Origin of the sequence: Flavobacterium sp. CF136 (assembly GCF_000282055.1) — a bacterium.
GTDB lineage: Bacteria > Bacteroidota > Bacteroidia > Flavobacteriales > Flavobacteriaceae > Flavobacterium.
The window spans coordinates 77,120-95,052 of the sequence record NZ_AKJZ01000007.1; the positions used below are offsets into that span (position 1 = coordinate 77,120).

At 30.5% G+C, this 17,933-nt stretch carries 15 protein-coding genes; 14 read left to right on the top strand and 1 reads right to left on the bottom strand.

Annotated features, from left to right (window positions below; translation table 11 throughout):
* Positions 1-11: 11 nt before the first annotated feature.
* Complete coding sequence (ctlX, locus tag PMI10_RS01410) at positions 12-947, top strand: citrulline utilization hydrolase CtlX (protein ID WP_007803694.1); 936 nt, start codon at positions 12-14, stop codon at positions 945-947.
* Between the two features lie 66 nt (positions 948-1,013).
* Here ctlX and PMI10_RS01415 read toward each other — a convergent pair whose 3' ends face one another.
* Positions 1,014-1,643: a MarC family NAAT transporter gene (locus PMI10_RS01415; RefSeq protein ID WP_007803696.1), complete on the bottom strand. Its 630-nt coding sequence runs from the start codon at positions 1,641-1,643 to the stop codon at positions 1,014-1,016.
* Between the two features lie 153 nt (positions 1,644-1,796).
* Between PMI10_RS01415 and PMI10_RS01420 the strand changes: the two genes are divergently transcribed.
* The 13 genes from PMI10_RS01420 (at position 1,797) to PMI10_RS01480 (ending at position 17,929) form a co-directional block, all read left to right on the top strand.
* A complete protein-coding gene (locus PMI10_RS01420; RefSeq protein ID WP_007803698.1) occupies positions 1,797-2,162 on the top strand; it encodes a CoA-binding protein in 366 nt (121 codons plus the stop codon).
* Between the two features lie 177 nt (positions 2,163-2,339).
* Positions 2,340-2,960, top strand: coding sequence for a recombination mediator RecR (gene recR / locus PMI10_RS01425; RefSeq protein WP_007803700.1), 621 nt, complete (start codon positions 2,340-2,342; stop codon positions 2,958-2,960).
* 69 nt (positions 2,961-3,029) lie between these two features.
* A complete protein-coding gene (locus PMI10_RS01430; RefSeq protein WP_007803703.1) occupies positions 3,030-3,827 on the top strand; it encodes a polysaccharide biosynthesis/export family protein in 798 nt (265 codons plus the stop codon).
* 14 nt (positions 3,828-3,841) lie between these two features.
* The gene (locus PMI10_RS01435; protein WP_007803705.1) at positions 3,842-6,289 is read left to right on the top strand and encodes a polysaccharide biosynthesis tyrosine autokinase; all 2,448 of its coding nucleotides are present in this window, start codon (positions 3,842-3,844) and stop codon (positions 6,287-6,289) included.
* An 11-nt stretch (positions 6,290-6,300) separates the two neighbouring features.
* On the top strand, positions 6,301-7,284 hold the full coding sequence (locus tag PMI10_RS01440; RefSeq protein WP_007803707.1) for an SDR family oxidoreductase: 984 nt from the start codon (positions 6,301-6,303) through the stop codon (positions 7,282-7,284).
* A 23-nt stretch (positions 7,285-7,307) separates the two neighbouring features.
* On the top strand, positions 7,308-8,699 hold the full coding sequence (locus PMI10_RS01445; protein ID WP_007803709.1) for a UDP-glucose 6-dehydrogenase: 1,392 nt from the start codon (positions 7,308-7,310) through the stop codon (positions 8,697-8,699).
* Positions 8,700-8,715: 16 nt separating this feature from the next.
* Entirely contained in the window at positions 8,716-9,192 is a 477-nt protein-coding gene (locus PMI10_RS01450) for a UpxY family transcription antiterminator (protein ID WP_007803711.1), read from the top strand.
* 295 nt (positions 9,193-9,487) lie between these two features.
* On the top strand, positions 9,488-10,771 hold the full coding sequence (locus PMI10_RS01455; RefSeq protein WP_007803713.1) for a nucleotide sugar dehydrogenase: 1,284 nt from the start codon (positions 9,488-9,490) through the stop codon (positions 10,769-10,771).
* Between the two features lie 32 nt (positions 10,772-10,803).
* Entirely contained in the window at positions 10,804-11,811 is a 1,008-nt protein-coding gene (locus tag PMI10_RS01460) for a mannose-1-phosphate guanylyltransferase (RefSeq protein ID WP_007803715.1), read from the top strand.
* A 13-nt stretch (positions 11,812-11,824) separates the two neighbouring features.
* Positions 11,825-12,871, top strand: a complete 1,047-nt coding sequence (rfbB, locus tag PMI10_RS01465; RefSeq protein ID WP_007803717.1) for a dTDP-glucose 4,6-dehydratase — start codon at positions 11,825-11,827, stop codon at positions 12,869-12,871.
* Between the two features lie 54 nt (positions 12,872-12,925).
* Positions 12,926-15,349 carry an SLBB domain-containing protein gene (locus tag PMI10_RS01470; protein ID WP_007803719.1) on the top strand — a complete coding sequence of 808 codons (2,424 nt, stop codon included), beginning with the start codon at positions 12,926-12,928 and terminating at the stop codon, positions 15,347-15,349.
* Positions 15,350-15,363: 14 nt separating this feature from the next.
* A complete protein-coding gene (locus PMI10_RS01475; protein WP_007803721.1) occupies positions 15,364-16,431 on the top strand; it encodes a Wzz/FepE/Etk N-terminal domain-containing protein in 1,068 nt (355 codons plus the stop codon).
* Between the two features lie 37 nt (positions 16,432-16,468).
* Positions 16,469-17,929, top strand: a complete 1,461-nt coding sequence (locus PMI10_RS01480; protein ID WP_157489678.1) for a flippase — start codon at positions 16,469-16,471, stop codon at positions 17,927-17,929.
* The last annotated feature ends 4 nt before the right edge of the window (positions 17,930-17,933 follow it).

Genomic DNA, 17,933 nt, shown 5'->3' on the forward strand with positions numbered 1-17,933 from the left:
ACATTAAAAAGATGAAACAAACTACAAATTCAATTGTGATGATTCGTCCGGTTGCATTTCGAATGAATGAGCAAACGGCAATAAATAATTATTATCAGAAAGTATTAGACGGGCTTTTGCCAAGTACGGTAAATGCAAAAGCACAACAAGAATTTGATGCTTTTGTAGAAAAACTAAGAGTTGTCGGAGTAGATGTGACTGTTGTTGAAGATAATATTGATACAGATACGCCTGATAGTATTTTCCCTAATAATTGGATTTCTTTTCATGAAAATGGAGATGTTGCTTTATATCCTATGTTTGCCGAGAACCGCCGTCAGGAACGCCGTGAAGATATTTTAGATATTTTAGAAGACAAAGGCTTTGAAATTAATAATATAATAGATTATACTTCAGCTGAAGAAGATGGTTTTTTTCTGGAAGGAACTGGTAGCCTACTTTTAGATAGAGCCAATGGGAAAGCATATTGTGCTTTGTCGCCTCGTGCCGATGAAGAATTGTTTATCGAGTTTTGTGAGGATTTTGATTATGCCCCGGTTATTTTTGAAGCTTTTCAAACTGTTGATGGAGAGCGTAAATTAATTTATCATACGAATGTGATGATGTGCTTGGGAGAAACTTTTGCAGTTGTCTGTGCAGATAGTATTGATGATAAGAAAGAACGTAAAATGGTTTTGGAGAATTTAAAGGCCGATAAAAAAGACGTTATTTTGATTACGGAAGCACAAGTAAATAATTTTGCAGGTAATATGTTAGAGGTTCGAGGATCAAATGACAAAAAATATATTGTTATGAGTACATCGGCACATCAAAGTTTAACTGCAAAACAAATTACACAGTTAGAAAACCATGCTGAAATTTTAAGTTCAAGTTTAGATACTATTGAAGCTTGCGGAGGAGGAAGTGCCAGATGTATGATGGCTGAAGTCTTCTTGCCAAGAAATTAAAAATCATTTTTTGAAGCAAAAGGGATAAAATTGTATGTTTTATCCCTTTTGTGTTTTTGATGAAATTTACATCAGATTTCCTTTTACAATATTAATTATAGAGCTCACAATGTATTGAATTCCTATTGCAATTACTATGAAACCGATTATTCGCGAAATAGCAACAATACCTGATGCTCCTAATATGCGAGCTAAATAATGCGCACTTTTTAAGACAGCAAAAATGGTAATTGCTATTGCTAAAATCGCTAAGCTCGAAATTATTATTTCTTTCATTTCATGATGCTCCTGATAAAAAGCAATTAACAAAGAGATTGATCCCGGACCAGCAAGCATCGGAATTGCTAATGGGGTTAATGCAATATCATTTCTCTTTTGCGCATCATTTTCTACTTTTTTATTAATTCCTCTTTTCTTGCTTATTTTTCCGGATAACAATGAAAAACCTGAATTTAAAATTACAAGGCCGCCGGCAATCCGAAGTGCATCAATACTAATCCCAAAAAAGGTCAATACATATTGGCCAATAAAATAAGAAACAATCAGAATAATGAAAACATTTATAGCTGTCCATAACGAAATTCTGGAGCGTTCTTTTTGAGAATCATCATGAGTTAGTCCAACAAAAATAGGAACAGTACCAATTGGATTTAAGACAGAAAAAAGGGCAGCAAATAAGTAGATAAATAAATCCATATTTTTTAGGTTAAAGCAGTAAAAATAATCAATTTTTAAGATTTTACTTCAAAATTGGTATTAGGATGTTGTTTTTTCTTTTTAGAATCTCTAAATCAATATTGCACAGGAATTCGTGCTTTTTTGATTACTTTTGTGACATATTTAAAAATAATGAAAAATAAAAAAACCTTAGTTCTGGGTGCAACAACAAAACCTGAACGTTATGCTTTTAGAGCAATAAATATGTTGACTCAAAAAGGGCATACAGTTTTGGCAATAGGTCAAAATACAGGAGAAGTGGCAGGAGTAAAAATTTACACCAAAGCCATTCCTGTCAAAAATATAGATACAGTAACTTTATATTTAAACCCGACTCGTCAACGCGATTACTATAATTACATCATCGAGGCACAGCCAAAACGTGTGATTTTTAATCCAGGAAGCGAAAATCCTGAACTGTATCAATTACTGGAACTTAATAATATCAAATTCGAGATTGCTTGTACGTTAGTTTTGTTAGCAACAAATCAATATTAGTTCTAAGGAGCTATTTCCAGCTGTACACTTTATCTTTTTTATTGCTAAAAAAGCAATAAAAAAGGATGCCGTTTCCATCTGGCTAAAAATAATTCTGAAAATATCGTTTGGAATAGAACACTAACGATTTAATAATTCAAAAGAAGCATAATTTTAAAATACATTACTTTTGTTCCTATGGAATTCTCATCAAAACTAATAGAAAAAGCAGTCAGTGAAATGTCACAATTACCGGGAATAGGTAAACGTACTGCTTTGCGTTTAGTTTTGCATTTATTAAAACAACCCAAAGAACAAACAGGTTTTTTATCTCAGGCGTTATTAAATATGCGTGAAGATATTAAGTTTTGCGAAAGTTGCCATAATATTTCAGATACAAAAGTTTGCGAAATTTGTGCTAATGCATCGAGAAATCATCAGACAATCTGTGTTGTCGAAGATATAAGGGATGTAATGGCTATAGAAAATACTGGACAATATAAAGGTATTTATCATGTTTTAGGAGGTAAGATTTCTCCAATTGAAGGAGTCGGACCGAGTCAGCTAAATATAACAACTTTGGTAGAAAAAGTAAAGTTGGGTAAAGTCGTCGAAATTATTTTTGCTTTAAGCTCTACGATGGAAGGAGACACCACAAATTTTTATATTTACAAGCAAATTGCTGATTCTGAAATCATAATTTCTACAATAGCACGAGGAATTTCAGTAGGGGATGAATTAGAATATGCAGATGAAGTGACGCTTGGCAGAAGTATTTTGTATCGTGTGCCTTTCGAAAAAACATTCAAAAATAATTAATAAATACAAATGAAGTAAGATTTCCTGAAGATTAAAGGAATAGCTATATTTGCTGATAAAATTTAAAAAATGACAAAAAACGGTTTTTATTTATTGTTCTTGATTAGCACACTTTTTACGTCATGCATTCCTGTAAAAGATTTAGTGTATTTACAGGACAAAGGGGCTTCAGGAAACGAAACTACGGTTTCAGCGGTGGAATCAAAACCTTACAGGTTGCAAGTAAACGATGTTTTGAGTGTGGATATTAAAGCTATAGATCCTAAATTGGTTGCTATTTTTAAGCCTTCAGAGAGTGCCACATTAGGTAATAATGATAAATCTGAATCAGGATTGTATTTTAATGGATTTACTGTTGATGATCACGGAAATATAAGAATGCCAATTTTAGGCGAAATAAATGTAATTGGTTATACGCTTGAAGAAGTGCGTCTTAAAATTGAAAAAAAATTACAGGAAGAATATTTTAAAGCTGAAGCAAATATTTTTGTTACTGTAAAATTAGCAGGGTTTAGATATACAATAAATGGAGAAGTAGGAAGTACAGGGACTAAAACTTTGTATATGGAACAGGTAAATATAATGGAAGCTATAGCAAATGCGGGAGATATTACTACTGTTGGTAATCGAAAAGCAGTAACTATAATACGTCAAACCCCTACAGGAGTACAAATTAATGATATTGATCTCACTGATGTAAATGTTATAAAATCTCCTTATTATTACTTACAGCCTAATGATTATGTTTATGTAAAACCACTAAAGCAAAAAACTTGGGGTACTGGTCAGACAGGTATACAATCTATAGGCTCAATTGTAACTTTGTTATCTTTGGCAACAACAATTTATTTATTGTCGAAAAATTAAACTAAATACAAGAAATGTTAGATATAAAAGATTTTTCGATTTTTGAAAATCATCCAAGTTTTGATTTTAAAGGGTTTTTGTTAAAAATCGCAAGTTATTGGAAATTGTTTTTAGTGAGTTTAATTATTTCATTCACTATTGCCTATCAGGTCAATATTCGTAAGGAAAAGATTTATTCAATGCAAACTTTAATTTCAATTAAAGAAGAGAGTAATCCTTTTTTTACCTCTAATACCAGTTTGGTTTTTAATTGGGGAGGAATATCAGATCAAGTGAGTGGTATTTCGACTATTTTGCAATCCAGATCGCATAATGAACTTGTAATAGATAAATTACAATATTATATAGACTACCTTGAACAAGGAGAGTATAACATGATTGATGTTTATGGCGCAGTTCCTTTTTATGTTAATATTGATAAAACGAAGCCTCAATTAGTTGGTTCATTAGTCAAACTTAAATTTTTAAGTCCAAATGAATATGAAATCAGAATTCCATTTGAGAGTAATTCTGCTTCATTATTTACTTATTCTAATAATACTTATAGCAATACTGCAGTTCAACCTGTTGAATTTATTAAAAAATATAAGGTTGGCGAACAAGTTAATTTACCATTTTTAAATTGGAAACTTGAAATAGTTGATAATCCGGGATTTTATAAAGGGAAAGAATATTTTGTTAGATTTAATGATTTTGATGCTACAGTATCTCGCTACCGTGGAATTAATATTGATGCAGATGAAAAAGCAGGTTCAATTCTTACATTATCTATGCAGGGTACGAACAAGGCCAGAATGGTCGAATATTTGAATTCGACAGTAAAAATGTTAATTAAGATTCAATTGGATGGCAAGAATCAATTTGCAACTAATACCATAAGTTTTATTGATAGTACACTCGTTGCTATGGAATCAATGCTGAAAGAAAACGGGAATGAGCTTAAAACTTTCAGAAAGGATAAAAATATATATGAAATTGAACAAGGCGGGGAAAAATTTTCAGATAAAATTTTAGATTTTGATGTTGAAAAAGATGCTGTTACCAGAAAAATAGCTTACTATAATTCTTTAAAAGCATATTTAAAAAACAGTGTTGATTATTCTAAATTACCTGCGCCATCAGTGGCAGGAATTGATGATCCCAATATTGTTACAAATGTTTCTAAACTTATTGCTTTGTCAACTCAGCGTTCTGAAATGTCATATGCTGTAAAAAGTGATAAAATTTTTAAAGATTTTGATAATCAGATGATGGCCGTAAAAAATGTTTTGCTTGAAAATATAGCTACCGCCAAATCATCACTACAATATGATTTAGCATTAGTAAATAATAAAATTGGTCAAGCAGAAAACACTATAAAAAGACTTCCCGAAGAACAACAGGAGCTATTAAAAATCAAAAGGAAATATGATTTAAACGATAATATTTACAGTACTTTTCTTCAAAAGAGGAATGAAGCAGACATTGTAAAAGCATCGAACCTTTCGGATATTCATTTTATCGATCCCGCAAAAGATATTGGAGTAGGGCTAATTGGACCTAAGACTTCTGTTAACTATATATTAGCTTTGTTTCTTGGGATTTTAATTCCTTTAATTGTTGTTTTTATACTTTTTTTTGTCAATAATTCTATTCAAAATACTGAAGATATTAGTAAGCAGACACAAATTCCATTAATAGGGATTATAGGTTTAAGTAAAGGATTTACTAGTTTAGCTGTTTTTGATAAGCCAAAATCGGCATTATCTGAAGCTTTTAGGGCAATTCGCTCATCTTTACAGTTTTTGTACAAAAAAAAGCAATTAGGTGGAGCAAAAACCTTAATGATTACTTCGTCTATTAGTGGTGAAGGCAAAACATTTTGTTCAATAAATATTGCAACGGTATTTGCCTTAAGTGAGAAAAAAACGGTAATAATAGGTTTAGATTTACGAAAGCCGCGATTGGCTGAAGAGTTTAATCTTGCAAATCCAAATGGTGTTGTGAATTATCTGATAAAACAAAAAACATTAGCCGAAATAGTAAATAAAACTCAAATTCCATGTCTTGACGTTATTCTGTCAGGACCAATTCCTCCAAATCCTTCTGAGTTAATTATAAGCGAAGCTATGGGTGAGCTAATTGAAGAGCTTAAAGAAAAGTATGACTATATTATACTTGATACACCACCTGTTGGTCTTGTTTCGGATGCAATAGAATTAGTGCAATTTAGCGATGTTACTTTGTATGTTGTAAGACAAAATTACACAAAAAAGGAAATGATTACATTGTTAAATAACCGTGTGAAAAGAGGTGAATTAAACAATGTAAGCATTGTTTTGAATGGTTTTGAAAACAAGGCAAAATATGGCGCGACTTATGGGTATGGATATGGTTATGGAGCATATTCGAATGGGTATCATGAAGACGAAAAAGAAATAGGTCTATTAAAAAAGATTTTTAATAAATTCAATAAAAAATAATCTAAAAATAGATGAAAACATCTTTTCAAAATACTATTTTAATAACCGGAGGTGCTGGTTTTATAGGTTCTAATTTATGTGAATATTTTTTAAATTCAGGACAAAAAGTAATTTGTTTAGATAATTTTTCAACTGGCCACTATCATAATTTGAAAGATTTTATAAAGAATCCGGATTTTAAATTAATTGAAGGGGATATTCGAAGCATAATTGATTGTAATTTAGCTATTTCAGGTGTGGATTATGTGTTGCATCAAGCAGCATTAGGTTCTGTACCAAGGTCAATAAATGACCCAATAACTACAAATGACGTTAATGTTTCAGGGTTTTTAAATATGCTGGTATCAGCTCGTGATGCAAAAGTAAAACGATTTATCTATGCCGCGAGTTCTTCTACATATGGAGATTCTGAAGGATTGCCCAAAGTTGAGGATATAATCGGGAAGCCCCTATCTCCTTATGCGATTACTAAATATGTAAATGAATTATATGCTGAAATTTTCAGTAAAACATATGGGCTGGAAACTATTGGATTACGTTATTTTAATGTGTTTGGAAGAAAACAAGATCCTAAAGGAGCCTATGCAGCTGTAATTCCAAAGTTTGTAATGCAATTAATGAATTATGAAAGCCCTGTAATTAATGGAGATGGTAATTATTCAAGAGATTTTACTTATATTGATAATGTGATTCAGATGAATGCTTTGGCAATTTCAGCTAATGATCCTAATGCAGTTAATACTGTTTACAATACTGCATTTGGAGATAGAAATACCCTGAATGATCTAGTTGGATATTTGAAAAAATATTTAACCGAATTTGATTCAAAAATAGCAGATGTGCCAATTATATATGGGGAAAACAGATCAGGTGATATTCCGCATTCATTGGCAAGCATAGATAAAGCTAAGAATATGTTGGGATATAATCCAAAATATTCATTGGAAGAAGGATTAAAAGAAGCGATTGCCTGGTATTGGGATAATTTAAAATAAAGATTAAGATAATATAGAACAATATGAAAATTACAAAAATTTGTTGTATAGGTGCAGGTTATGTTGGAGGGCCAACTATGGCAGTAATTGCTCAAAAATGCCCACATATTCAAGTAACCGTAGTAGATTTGAATGAGCAAAGGATAAAAGATTGGAATGATCCAAATACAGATAATATTCCAATTTATGAGCCTGGTCTTTCAGAAATTGTTGCAGAGGCAAGAGGTAGAAATCTTTTTTTTTCAACTAACGTAGAAAAAGCAATTGATGATGCTCAGGTTGTTTTTATTTCAGTAAATACCCCTACCAAAACTTACGGTAAAGGTAAAGGAATGGCTGCTGATTTGAAATATATTGAATTATGTGCAAGACAGATAGCTAAGGTTTCTAGAGATAATAAAATTGTAGTCGAAAAATCAACTTTACCGGTTAGAACAGCAGAAGCGATAAAAAGTATTTTGGATAATACAGGGAATGGGGTTCAGTTTCAAATTCTTTCTAATCCTGAATTTTTAGCAGAGGGAACGGCAGTTACAGATTTATTGAACCCAGATAGAATCTTGATTGGGGGTGATTCAACTCCTGATGGAGAAACAGCAATTAAAGCACTGGTTGATGTTTATGCTAATTGGGTAAGTAAAGATAAAATTTTAACGACAAATGTTTGGTCATCTGAATTGTCTAAACTTACTGCAAATGCATTTTTAGCACAACGTATTTCGTCAATCAATGCAATGTCCGAATTGTGTGAAAAAACAGGTGCTGACGTAAATGAAGTAGCCCGTGCTATTGGAATGGATAGTCGTATTGGGTCAAAATTTTTAAAAGCATCAGTTGGATTCGGAGGTTCTTGTTTTCAAAAAGATATTTTAAATTTAGTTTATATAGCAAAATCTTATGGATTAAATGAAGTTGCTGATTATTGGGAGCAAGTAATCATTATGAATGATTATCAAAAAAGAAGATTTTCAAATAAAATTGTTCAGACATTGTATAACACTGTTGCCGATAAAAAGATAACTTTTTTGGGATGGGCATTTAAAAAAGATACTAATGATACGCGTGAATCTGCAGCAATATATGTGGCAGATGATTTAATTAATGAGCAAGCGAAGATCTCAGTTTATGATCCAAAAGTATCACGAAATAAAATTTTAAGCGATTTAGATTATTTAGAAACAAGAAATTCTTCGGATAATGTGGATGCAGTTCAAACGTTTCAGGATGCTTACGAAGCTTGCAAAGGAGCTCATGCTGTTGCCATACTTACAGAATGGGATGAATTTGTAAAATATGATTGGCAAAAAATATATGATTCTATGCATAAACCAGCTTTTGTTTTTGATGGAAGAAATATACTAAACGCAAAAGAATTAAAGTCAATTGGTTTTATTTACAATGGAATAGGTTCTTAAAAAAAAAACAAATCACATGAATTGGTATGTTGTTTATACAAAACCTAAATGGGAAAGAAAGGTAGCTGAAAAGTTAAATGAAATAGGAATTGAATGCTATTGTCCTTTAATTACTCAGATAAAACAATGGTCTGACAGAAAGAAAAAAGTTGAAGTCCCTCTTTTTAATTCTTATGTTTTTGTTCAATTGCCAGATGCGCAAAGAAATTCTGTATTTCAAATAGCCGGAGTAGTTAGGTATTTGTTTTGGTTGGGCAAACCTGCAGTTGTTCGGGATGATGAAATTGCAATAATAAAAAATAGTCTTTCAAATACAAATATCTCGGATGTTTCAGTAATTCCATACAAGAAAGGGGATAAGATAAAATTAGAAGCAGGCGTATTTAGCAGTCAGGATGCGATTGTCCAGGAAGTTACAAATACACATTACATATTAGTTTTGGAATCTTTAGGATGTGTTTTGAAGATAAAATATAAAAAAGAGAGCACATGATTTTATAACAATGAATTAAAAGTTTGCTTAATTTACAAAACAAAAGGTGACTAGTTTTAGTGATTTTTTGTTTTTGTTTTTATAAAAAAAAATCATTGTTTGCTGAGCTATAAGTGTTTGAATTTTCTTGCATGATTTAGAAGCTGTTTTTTTTGATTTATAAGTTTTGAAGGTTGATTAAATTGACTTATTGTGCTATATTTGCCGAAAAATTGAATTCTCGAATTATTCATGCCAAATATGTGACTTTGAATGGCGAAGCCGTACTTTATAATAGACGAAATTAAGGAAAAATATGAATAATAACGTAAATATAGCCGTTATTGGTTTAGGTTATGTAGGTTTGCCTTTGGCTCGTTTATTTGCTACAAAATATCCTGTGATAGGTTTTGATATTAATGAATCAAGAGTTACCAGTTTAAAATTGGGTACAGATACGACATTAGAAGTTGAAGACGAAATTTTACAAAAAGTATTAGTCGATGGGCCTCTAGAAACAAAAGGTTTGTATTGCACTTCAGACATTAAAGATATTGCAACATGTAATTATTTTGTTATAACTGTACCAACTCCGGTTGATAAAAATAATCGTCCTGATTTAACTCCTTTATATAAAGCGAGTGAAGCAGTAGGTAAGATATTAAAAAAAGGTGATATTGTAATTTATGAATCAACTGTTTATCCTGGAGTTACAGAAGAACAATGTGTCCCTGTTTTAGAAAAAATATCAGGGTTAATATTTAATGTGGATTTTTTTGCAGGATACTCACCTGAAAGAATTAATCCAGGGGATAAAGAACACACAGTAGAGAAAATTCTGAAAATTACCTCAGGATCAACTCCTGATATAGGATTAAAAGTAGATGAACTTTATAAATCTGTTATTACTGCCGGAACTTATTTGGCACCTACAATAAAAGTTGCCGAAGCAGCCAAGGTTATCGAAAATTCACAACGGGATATTAATATTGCTTTTGTGAATGAACTTGCTAAAATATTCAATTTAATGAATATTGATACTCAGGAAGTATTAGCTGCTGCCGCGACAAAATGGAATTTTCTTCCATTTAAACCAGGGTTGGTAGGGGGACATTGTATAGGTGTAGATCCTTATTATTTAGCACAACGTGCACAAGAATTTGGTTATCATCCTGAAATAATTTTGGCTGGCCGTCGTTTAAATGATAGTATGGGCGAATATATAGCGTCACAAGTAGTCAAATTAATGATAAAAAAAGGGATTTCAGTAAATCATGCTGAACTTTTGATGCTTGGAATAACTTTTAAAGAAAACTGTCCAGATGTTCGCAATACTAAAATTGTGGATGCTGTCAGGGCATTAAAAGAATATGGTATTTCTGTTACAATATATGATCCAATAGCAAATATCGAAGAGGTTAAAAAAGAATACGGATTAAAAACAATAAACATTCTTCCAAAAGAAAAATTTGATGCTATAGTTTTAGGGGTAGCACATTCTGAATTTTTAAAGTTAGATTTTCCAAGTATTCAAAAAACAAATAGTTTAATTTATGATGTAAAAGGAGTTTTAGGAGCTATAGCCAATAATAGATTATAGTTTTTTAAGTCCTTTTTTTTATTTTGAAAAAAATGGAAATAAATAATTCAATTACTCATGTTATTTTAACTGGAGGTGTAGGTAGTAGATTATGGCCACTTTCTCGTAAAAGTCAGCCTAAACAATATTTAGAAATATTTGAAGGTAAATCTTTGTTTGAAATGACTGTAAATCGTAACAGTCATTTAGCCAATAATGTAATGGTAGTTGGTAATGTTGACAACCATCATTTAAGTGGTAAGGTGATGGAGAAATCTAAAACCTCATATATCAATATCGTTGAGTCTACTCCTAGAAATACTGCTGCTGCAATTGCATTTGCTGCATTTGCCTCTAATCCTGACGATATATTGATAATAACACCATCGGATCATATTATTGATAAAATGGGAGATTATAATGATGCTATAAATCAGGCAATTGTAAAAGCTCAGGAAGGCTTTATTGTAACTTTCGGAATTATTCCAACCAAGCCGGAAACAGGTTATGGTTATATAGAATCAAAAGGAGATAAAGTGATTTCATTTAGGGAAAAACCAAATGAAACAACTGCTAAAGATTTTATTGCAAAAGGTAATTTTTTATGGAATAGCGGAATGTTTTGTTTTAAAGCGAGTGTGCTTCTGGATGAATTAAAACAGTTTCAGCCTGAGGTTTATGAAAAGTCCAAAATAGTTTGGGAATCAAGTAAAGAAGGTTTTCTGGATTTAGAATCATCTTTAGAAATTCCATCGATTAGTATTGATTATGCAGTTATGGAACGCAGTAAGAAAATTAAAGTTGTTCCTGCATCATTTTCCTGGTCTGATTTAGGATCGTTTGAATCAGTTTATGATTATTTAGTTTCTAAAGGACATCCAATCGATAAGAATGGTAATATGGTTATAGGCTGTGATAAATACACTACTTTCTTGGGGTTAAAAAATACGATCTTTGTTTATACAGATACAGCTAATTTGATTTTGCAAAAAGAAAGTTCACAAGATGTAAAAGATATATATTGTGAATTAGAAAGACAAAATTCAGAATTATTAAATTAATTAAATTTAAAAAATGAAAAAAATTCTTATAACTGGTGGCGCTGGTTTTATAGGGTCACATGTAGTGAGACGTTTTGTAAATAAATATCCAGAATATCAAATTTACAACCTTGACGCTTTGACATATGCTGGAAATTTAGAAAATATTAAAGATATTGAAAATCACTCTAATTATAATTTCATTAAAGGAGATATAGTTGATGAGATTTTTATAAATGAACTTTTTTCGATTCATAATTTTGATGGTATATTACATTTAGCTGCAGAATCTCATGTTGATAGATCAATCGAAGATCCATTGGCTTTTGTGAAAACAAATGTTATTGGTACAATGAATTTACTTAATGCTGCTAAAAAACAATGGAAAGATAATTTTGAAGGTAAAAGATTCTATCATATCAGTACAGATGAGGTTTATGGCTCTTTAGGAGCGAAAGGGCTTTTTACAGAAACCACTCCTTATGACCCAAATTCTCCTTATTCTGCCTCAAAAGCAAGTTCAGATCATTTTGTACGGGCTTATGGCGAAACGTATGGACTACCGTATGTTTTAACAAACTGCTCTAATAACTACGGTTCTTATCATTTTCCTGAAAAATTAATTCCACTTTTCATCAATAATATTATTAATAATAAACCATTGCCTGTTTATGGAGATGGTAATTACACTCGTGATTGGTTATTTGTTGAAGATCATGCCATTGCCATTGACTTGGTTTTTCATAAAGGAAAAAACCATGAAACTTATAATATTGGTGGTTTTAATGAATGGAAAAATATTGATTTGGTTAAATTATTATGCCAGATTATGGATGAAAAACTAGGAAGGGAAAAAGGTAAATCCCAGGAATTAATCACTTACGTGAAAGATAGGCCTGGACATGATTTGCGTTACGCAATTGATGCTTCTAAAATTAATAAAGAACTGGGCTGGAAACCATCTGTAACTTTTGAAGAAGGTTTGGAAAAAACCATTAATTGGTATTTGAAGAATGAAGTATGGTTGAAAAATGTAACTTCTGGTTCTTATAAAGATTATTATAAAAAACAATATTCTTAAAAATAAGTTTTATTCTGATTTGAATTTTTTATCAAAATCAAAACATCATTAAATATGAAAAATATAACGGTTGTTATTCTATTGTTCTTTACTTTTTTATTTTCTTTTCAAGTAAATGCTCAGGATTTAATGAAATCAAGTGATTTGAGTACTGTAAAAGTGGATTATTTATCAGATAGTGATATTGTTAAAATAAAAACACAACTACAAAATAATAACATGACTATTGAGCAGGCAGAACCTATGGTTTTATCAAAAGGAATGAGTGCTACAGAATTTGCAAAATTAAAAACAAGAGTAAATGAAGGATCAGTGAATACTTCAATTAAAAAAAATATTGAAAGTACTAATGTGAATAAAAAAGATTCAGGAAGGACTCAGGAAAAAATCGTAAATAATAAAGTTAAAGACTCTGTAAATGCTTTAATATTTGGTTCTGAATTGTTTGATAATCCGACATTGAATTTTGAACCTGATTCAAATCTTGCCACTCCGATGAATTATATTTTAGGGCCCGGTGATGAACTTCAGGTAAGTGTTTATGGAGTGCAGGAATATAATGCGAGTATTCCTGTAAGTGTTGAAGGAAAAATATCCATTCAGTATGTAGGGCAAATTTCAGTTTCAGGAATATCAATTGAGGCTGCAACTCAAAAAATTAAAGCAGCAATTGCAAAGGTCTATAGTACTGTAAGGTCTGGTCAATCGCAGGTAAGTGTAAGTTTAAGCCGAATTAGAACCATTAAGATTACTATTGTTGGAGGAAAACAACCTGGAAATTATTCTATTTCATCTTTGGCAACTGTTTACAACGCATTACATTTAGCCGGGGGACCTGGTAAAAATGGTAGTTACAGAAATATTGAATTAATTAGAAATAATAAGATTTATAAAAACATAGACATTTATCGTTTTTTAGTTAAAGGTGATCAGTCGGACAATGTTAGTTTAAAAGAAAACGATGTAATTCGAATTCCAGTTTATACCCAGAGAGTTACTGTTGAAGGGGAGGTAAAGAGACCTGGTGTTTTTGAGATGAAAAAAGGAGAAAAATTTACAGATTTACTAAATTTTGCTTCTGGATTTAATGAATTTGCCTATACTGCCTCAGTAAATGTTTTGCAAAAAACAGGAAAAGAGTTTAAAGTTCATGACATTAATGAAAGTGATTTTACTTCCTATGAACCACAATCAGGTGATGTTTTTAAAGTAACTAAAATTTTAAACCGATTTGAAAACCGGATTAAAATAGAAGGAGCGGTTTTTAGACCAGATTATTATTCTTATAATGAAGGAATGAGAGTTTCTGATCTTATTGCCAGAGCTGAGGGGCTTAAAGAAGATGCCTATACTAAAAGAGCAAGAATTATTCGTTTAAAATCTGATTTAACTACAGAAATAGTAAATGTTGATTTATCAAGTGCTTTATCAGGAAATTTAGATGCTGATATCGAGTTAAAAAGAGAAGATGAAGTAACAGTATATTCAATTTTAGATTTTAGAGAAGAATACAAAGTTACTATCGATGGCGAAGTGAAAAATCCTGGTGAATATCCATTTTATGATAACTTAACATTAAATGATTTAGTCGTCCAGGTAGGAGGTTTAACAGGCTCCGCTTCTAAAAGAGTAGAAATTGCACGAATGATAAAATCTGATGAAATTGATGATGCAAATCCAAAGCGTATCGAATTAGTAGAATTGGAAATAACTGCAGATAATAATGAACAAGTTAAAAACTTTGTGTTAAAACCTTTTGATGTTATTAATATTAGGAGGATGGCTGTTTACGAAAAGCCACAAATGGTCAAAATTAGTGGCGCCATTGCTTATCCGGGAAAATATGTATTAGCTAATAAAAAGGAGTCAGTTTATAATGTTGTTATGCGTGCAGGAGGATTAACATCTGTTGCTAATTTAGAGGGAATGAGGATTAAAAGACCAATCAAACAAGAACAAATAGATCAATTAGAAAGCATTGATTTGAATTTGTCTAAAAATGATACATTAAAAGAAGATCTTGCTAAAAAATTAAAAGATGAAATAAAATATGCTACTATTCCATTAGATTGGAAAAAAATAGTAAAAGACAAAGAACATTATTCTAATGTAACTTTATTTCCTGATGATGAAATAGAAGTATCGACATTTAATGAAGGAGTTAAAGTTACAGGAAATGTATTGCTTAATTCTGAAATTCCATACAGAAGTGGTAAGGGTTTTAAATATTATATAAATGCAGTTGGAGGAGTTGATAATAAAGGTTGGAAGAAAAAAGCATATATTATTTACCCTAATGGTAAGGCCTCAGTAACTGGTTCATTTTTATTTTTTAGATCATATCCTAAAGTTACACCTGATTCTCAAATTGTAGTACCTGAAAAACCAGAAACCAAAAAAATGAGTACTGGAGAGTGGGTAAGTATTGGTAGTGTTTTGACTAGTTTAGCATTATTAATTGTAACAGCATTTAAGTAAAAATTTAGATTCTTATGGAAAATAATTTACCAATTAAAAGTGATGAAATTTCATTGAAAGAATTATTGCAAAAAGGAAGAGAGTGGTGGAGTTATTTACTTTCGCAATGGAAAATCATTTTGATTACAGGTATAATTGGGGCAGCTTTGGGATTGACTTATTCGTTTATTAAAAAACCAATTTATACTGCAACGTTATCATTTGCTATGGAAGATGAAAAAAGTGGAGGAGGTTTAGGAAGTGCTTTAGGTTTAGCAAGTTCATTTGGTTTAGATTTAGGAGGAAGTGGTGGTGGAATGTTTTCTGGTTCTAATTTGGCTGAATTGTTTAAATCTAGATCAATGGTTGAAAAAACCTTATTATCTCCCATTAATGTGGATGGAAAGGTTATTTCTTTAGCAGAAATGTATATTCAAAACAATAAATGGAGAAAGTCTTGGAATGATAATTCAAAATTAGCATCATTGAAGTTTTTGCCAAATTCAAATAGAGAAAAGTTTACTCGTATTCAAGATAGTATAATGGGGGTAATGTATCAAAAATTATCTGAAGGATTATCTGTAGCACAGAAAGATAAAAAGATATCTATAATAAATATTGATGTCTCTTCTACAAACGAATTGTTTGCGAAATTTTTTTGTGAATCATTAGCGAAACAAGTTTCTAATTTTTATGTAGATGTAAAAAGTAGAAAGGCGAGAATGAATATGAATATTTTGGAAAAACAAGTTGATTCAATTAGAGGACAATTAAATAGTTCAATAGGTAGAGTAGCTGTGGCTAATGATAATACTTTTAATTTGAACCCTGCATTAAATATACGACGTGCACCAGCAGCGCGAAGTCAAATTGATGTTCAAGCAAATACTGCGATTTTTACTGAATTAGTTAAGCAGTCGGAATTAGCAAAAGTTAATTTAAGGAAAGAAACTCCTCTTATTCAGATTATAGATAAACCTATTTTGCCTTTAGAAAGAGAAAGACTTGGAAAAATTAAAGGTATTTTTATCGGTGGTTTATTTTTTGCATTTGTTTCTATTGTTATTTTAATATTTAAGAAAATATTTAAAAATATTATTTAATTTACATGTTTTATGTATTTTTTTAAAAATTTTAGTGGTGAAGCAGCAGAAAAGTGTGAGATTTAATTTTTTTTTAAATGCGTCTAGAGTTGTCTTTGGGATACTTATAGGCTTTTTTACAATGCCTTACGTAAATAGAACAATTGGAGTTGATGGTCTAGGCAAAGTTGAATACGTTAATTCTATAATTACCTATTTTATTTTATTTTCTGGGTTAGGTATTCCGATGTATGGTATACGAGAAACAGCTAATAAAAGAAACAATGTTGAAGCTAGATCAAAATTAGTTATAGAGTTACTAAGTATTTTAACTGTAACTACAATTGTATCTTATCTTATTATGTTTTTTGTTGTGCTTAAAATACCTTCTTTAGAATCATTAAAAAACCTTATTGTTCTTACGAGCTCAATGATTTTTCTTACAAATTTAGGAGTTGAGTGGTTTTACCAAGGTATTGAAGACCAGTTGTATATTACAGCTAGGTATTTTTTTGTAAGAATTTTAGCTTTAATTTTATTATTTGTTTTTGTTACTTCAAAAGATGATTATTTATATTATAGTGTAATAATGGTTTTGTCTTCTGTTGGAGGAAATTTATTTAATCTTATAAATCTAAAAAAATATATCAGCTTTAAAGATATTACTTTTGAAAGCTTAGATTTTAAACAACATTTGAAACCGATTTTTACAATTTTTATAGCAAGTATTTCGATAAGTATTTATGTGCAGCTTGATAATTTAATGTTAGGTGCTTTGAATGGCAGTAAATCTGTTGGTTATTATGCAATGGCAAATAAATTGATTAGATTTGTCATAGTGCCCATAACTACTTTAGGCACAGTTCTTCTGCCAAGATTGTCTTTTTTAGTTAAGAATGATAAGCAACAATATTTTATATATATCAAAAAAGTATTGAATTATTTTTTAATTCTTTCTTTTCCTTTTGTTGTATTGTTTTTAATGCTTGCGAAGGATTTTACTTTAGTCATAGGTGGTCAAGAATTTTTGCCGTCTGTTTTGACAATGCAAATTTTATCACCAATTATTATTATTGTTAGTTTCGCGTATTTTTTAGGGTATTTAGTTTTGTATCCCCAAGGAAAAGAATATATATATACCACAGCTGTAATCTTAAGCGCGTCATTGAGTATTATCTTTAACTTTTACTTAATTCCAAAATTTGGATATAATGGAGCGGCTGTGGTTGCAGTATTATCTGAGCTAGTGGGTGTTATTGTGATGGTGTTTTTATATTATAAAGAATTAAGTTATTTAAAATTATTAAATAAAAGTTTAGTTTACTTTATTGCTTCAAGCGTAATTATGGGAGCAGTAATATTTGTAATTAGTTTTTTTAATTTTATATCGATTTTAAATTTGATAGTTTCTAGTGTTATTGGTGGTTTTAGTTTTTTTCTTTCATTATATTTTTTCAAAGAAATAACTATTCTTGGAATTGTAGACGAAATGAAAAGTAAGTTAAGAATTTTTAGATAATTTT

What these genes read in the sequence shown, in the direction of transcription:
- ctlX (WP_007803694.1), top strand. Translation starts at nt 12, where the DNA reads ATGAAACAAACTACAAATTCAATTGTGATGATTCGTCCGGTTGCATTT.
- PMI10_RS01415 (WP_007803696.1), bottom strand. Translation starts at nt 1,643, where the DNA reads ATGGATTTATTTATCTACTTATTTGCTGCCCTTTTTTCTGTCTTAAAT.
- PMI10_RS01420 (WP_007803698.1), top strand. Translation starts at nt 1,797, where the DNA reads ATGAAAAATAAAAAAACCTTAGTTCTGGGTGCAACAACAAAACCTGAA.
- recR (WP_007803700.1), top strand. Translation starts at nt 2,340, where the DNA reads ATGGAATTCTCATCAAAACTAATAGAAAAAGCAGTCAGTGAAATGTCA.
- PMI10_RS01430 (WP_007803703.1), top strand. Translation starts at nt 3,030, where the DNA reads ATGACAAAAAACGGTTTTTATTTATTGTTCTTGATTAGCACACTTTTT.
- PMI10_RS01435 (WP_007803705.1), top strand. Translation starts at nt 3,842, where the DNA reads ATGTTAGATATAAAAGATTTTTCGATTTTTGAAAATCATCCAAGTTTT.
- PMI10_RS01440 (WP_007803707.1), top strand. Translation starts at nt 6,301, where the DNA reads ATGAAAACATCTTTTCAAAATACTATTTTAATAACCGGAGGTGCTGGT.
- PMI10_RS01445 (WP_007803709.1), top strand. Translation starts at nt 7,308, where the DNA reads ATGAAAATTACAAAAATTTGTTGTATAGGTGCAGGTTATGTTGGAGGG.
- PMI10_RS01450 (WP_007803711.1), top strand. Translation starts at nt 8,716, where the DNA reads ATGAATTGGTATGTTGTTTATACAAAACCTAAATGGGAAAGAAAGGTA.
- PMI10_RS01455 (WP_007803713.1), top strand. Translation starts at nt 9,488, where the DNA reads ATGAATAATAACGTAAATATAGCCGTTATTGGTTTAGGTTATGTAGGT.
- PMI10_RS01460 (WP_007803715.1), top strand. Translation starts at nt 10,804, where the DNA reads ATGGAAATAAATAATTCAATTACTCATGTTATTTTAACTGGAGGTGTA.
- rfbB (WP_007803717.1), top strand. Translation starts at nt 11,825, where the DNA reads ATGAAAAAAATTCTTATAACTGGTGGCGCTGGTTTTATAGGGTCACAT.
- PMI10_RS01470 (WP_007803719.1), top strand. Translation starts at nt 12,926, where the DNA reads ATGAAAAATATAACGGTTGTTATTCTATTGTTCTTTACTTTTTTATTT.
- PMI10_RS01475 (WP_007803721.1), top strand. Translation starts at nt 15,364, where the DNA reads ATGGAAAATAATTTACCAATTAAAAGTGATGAAATTTCATTGAAAGAA.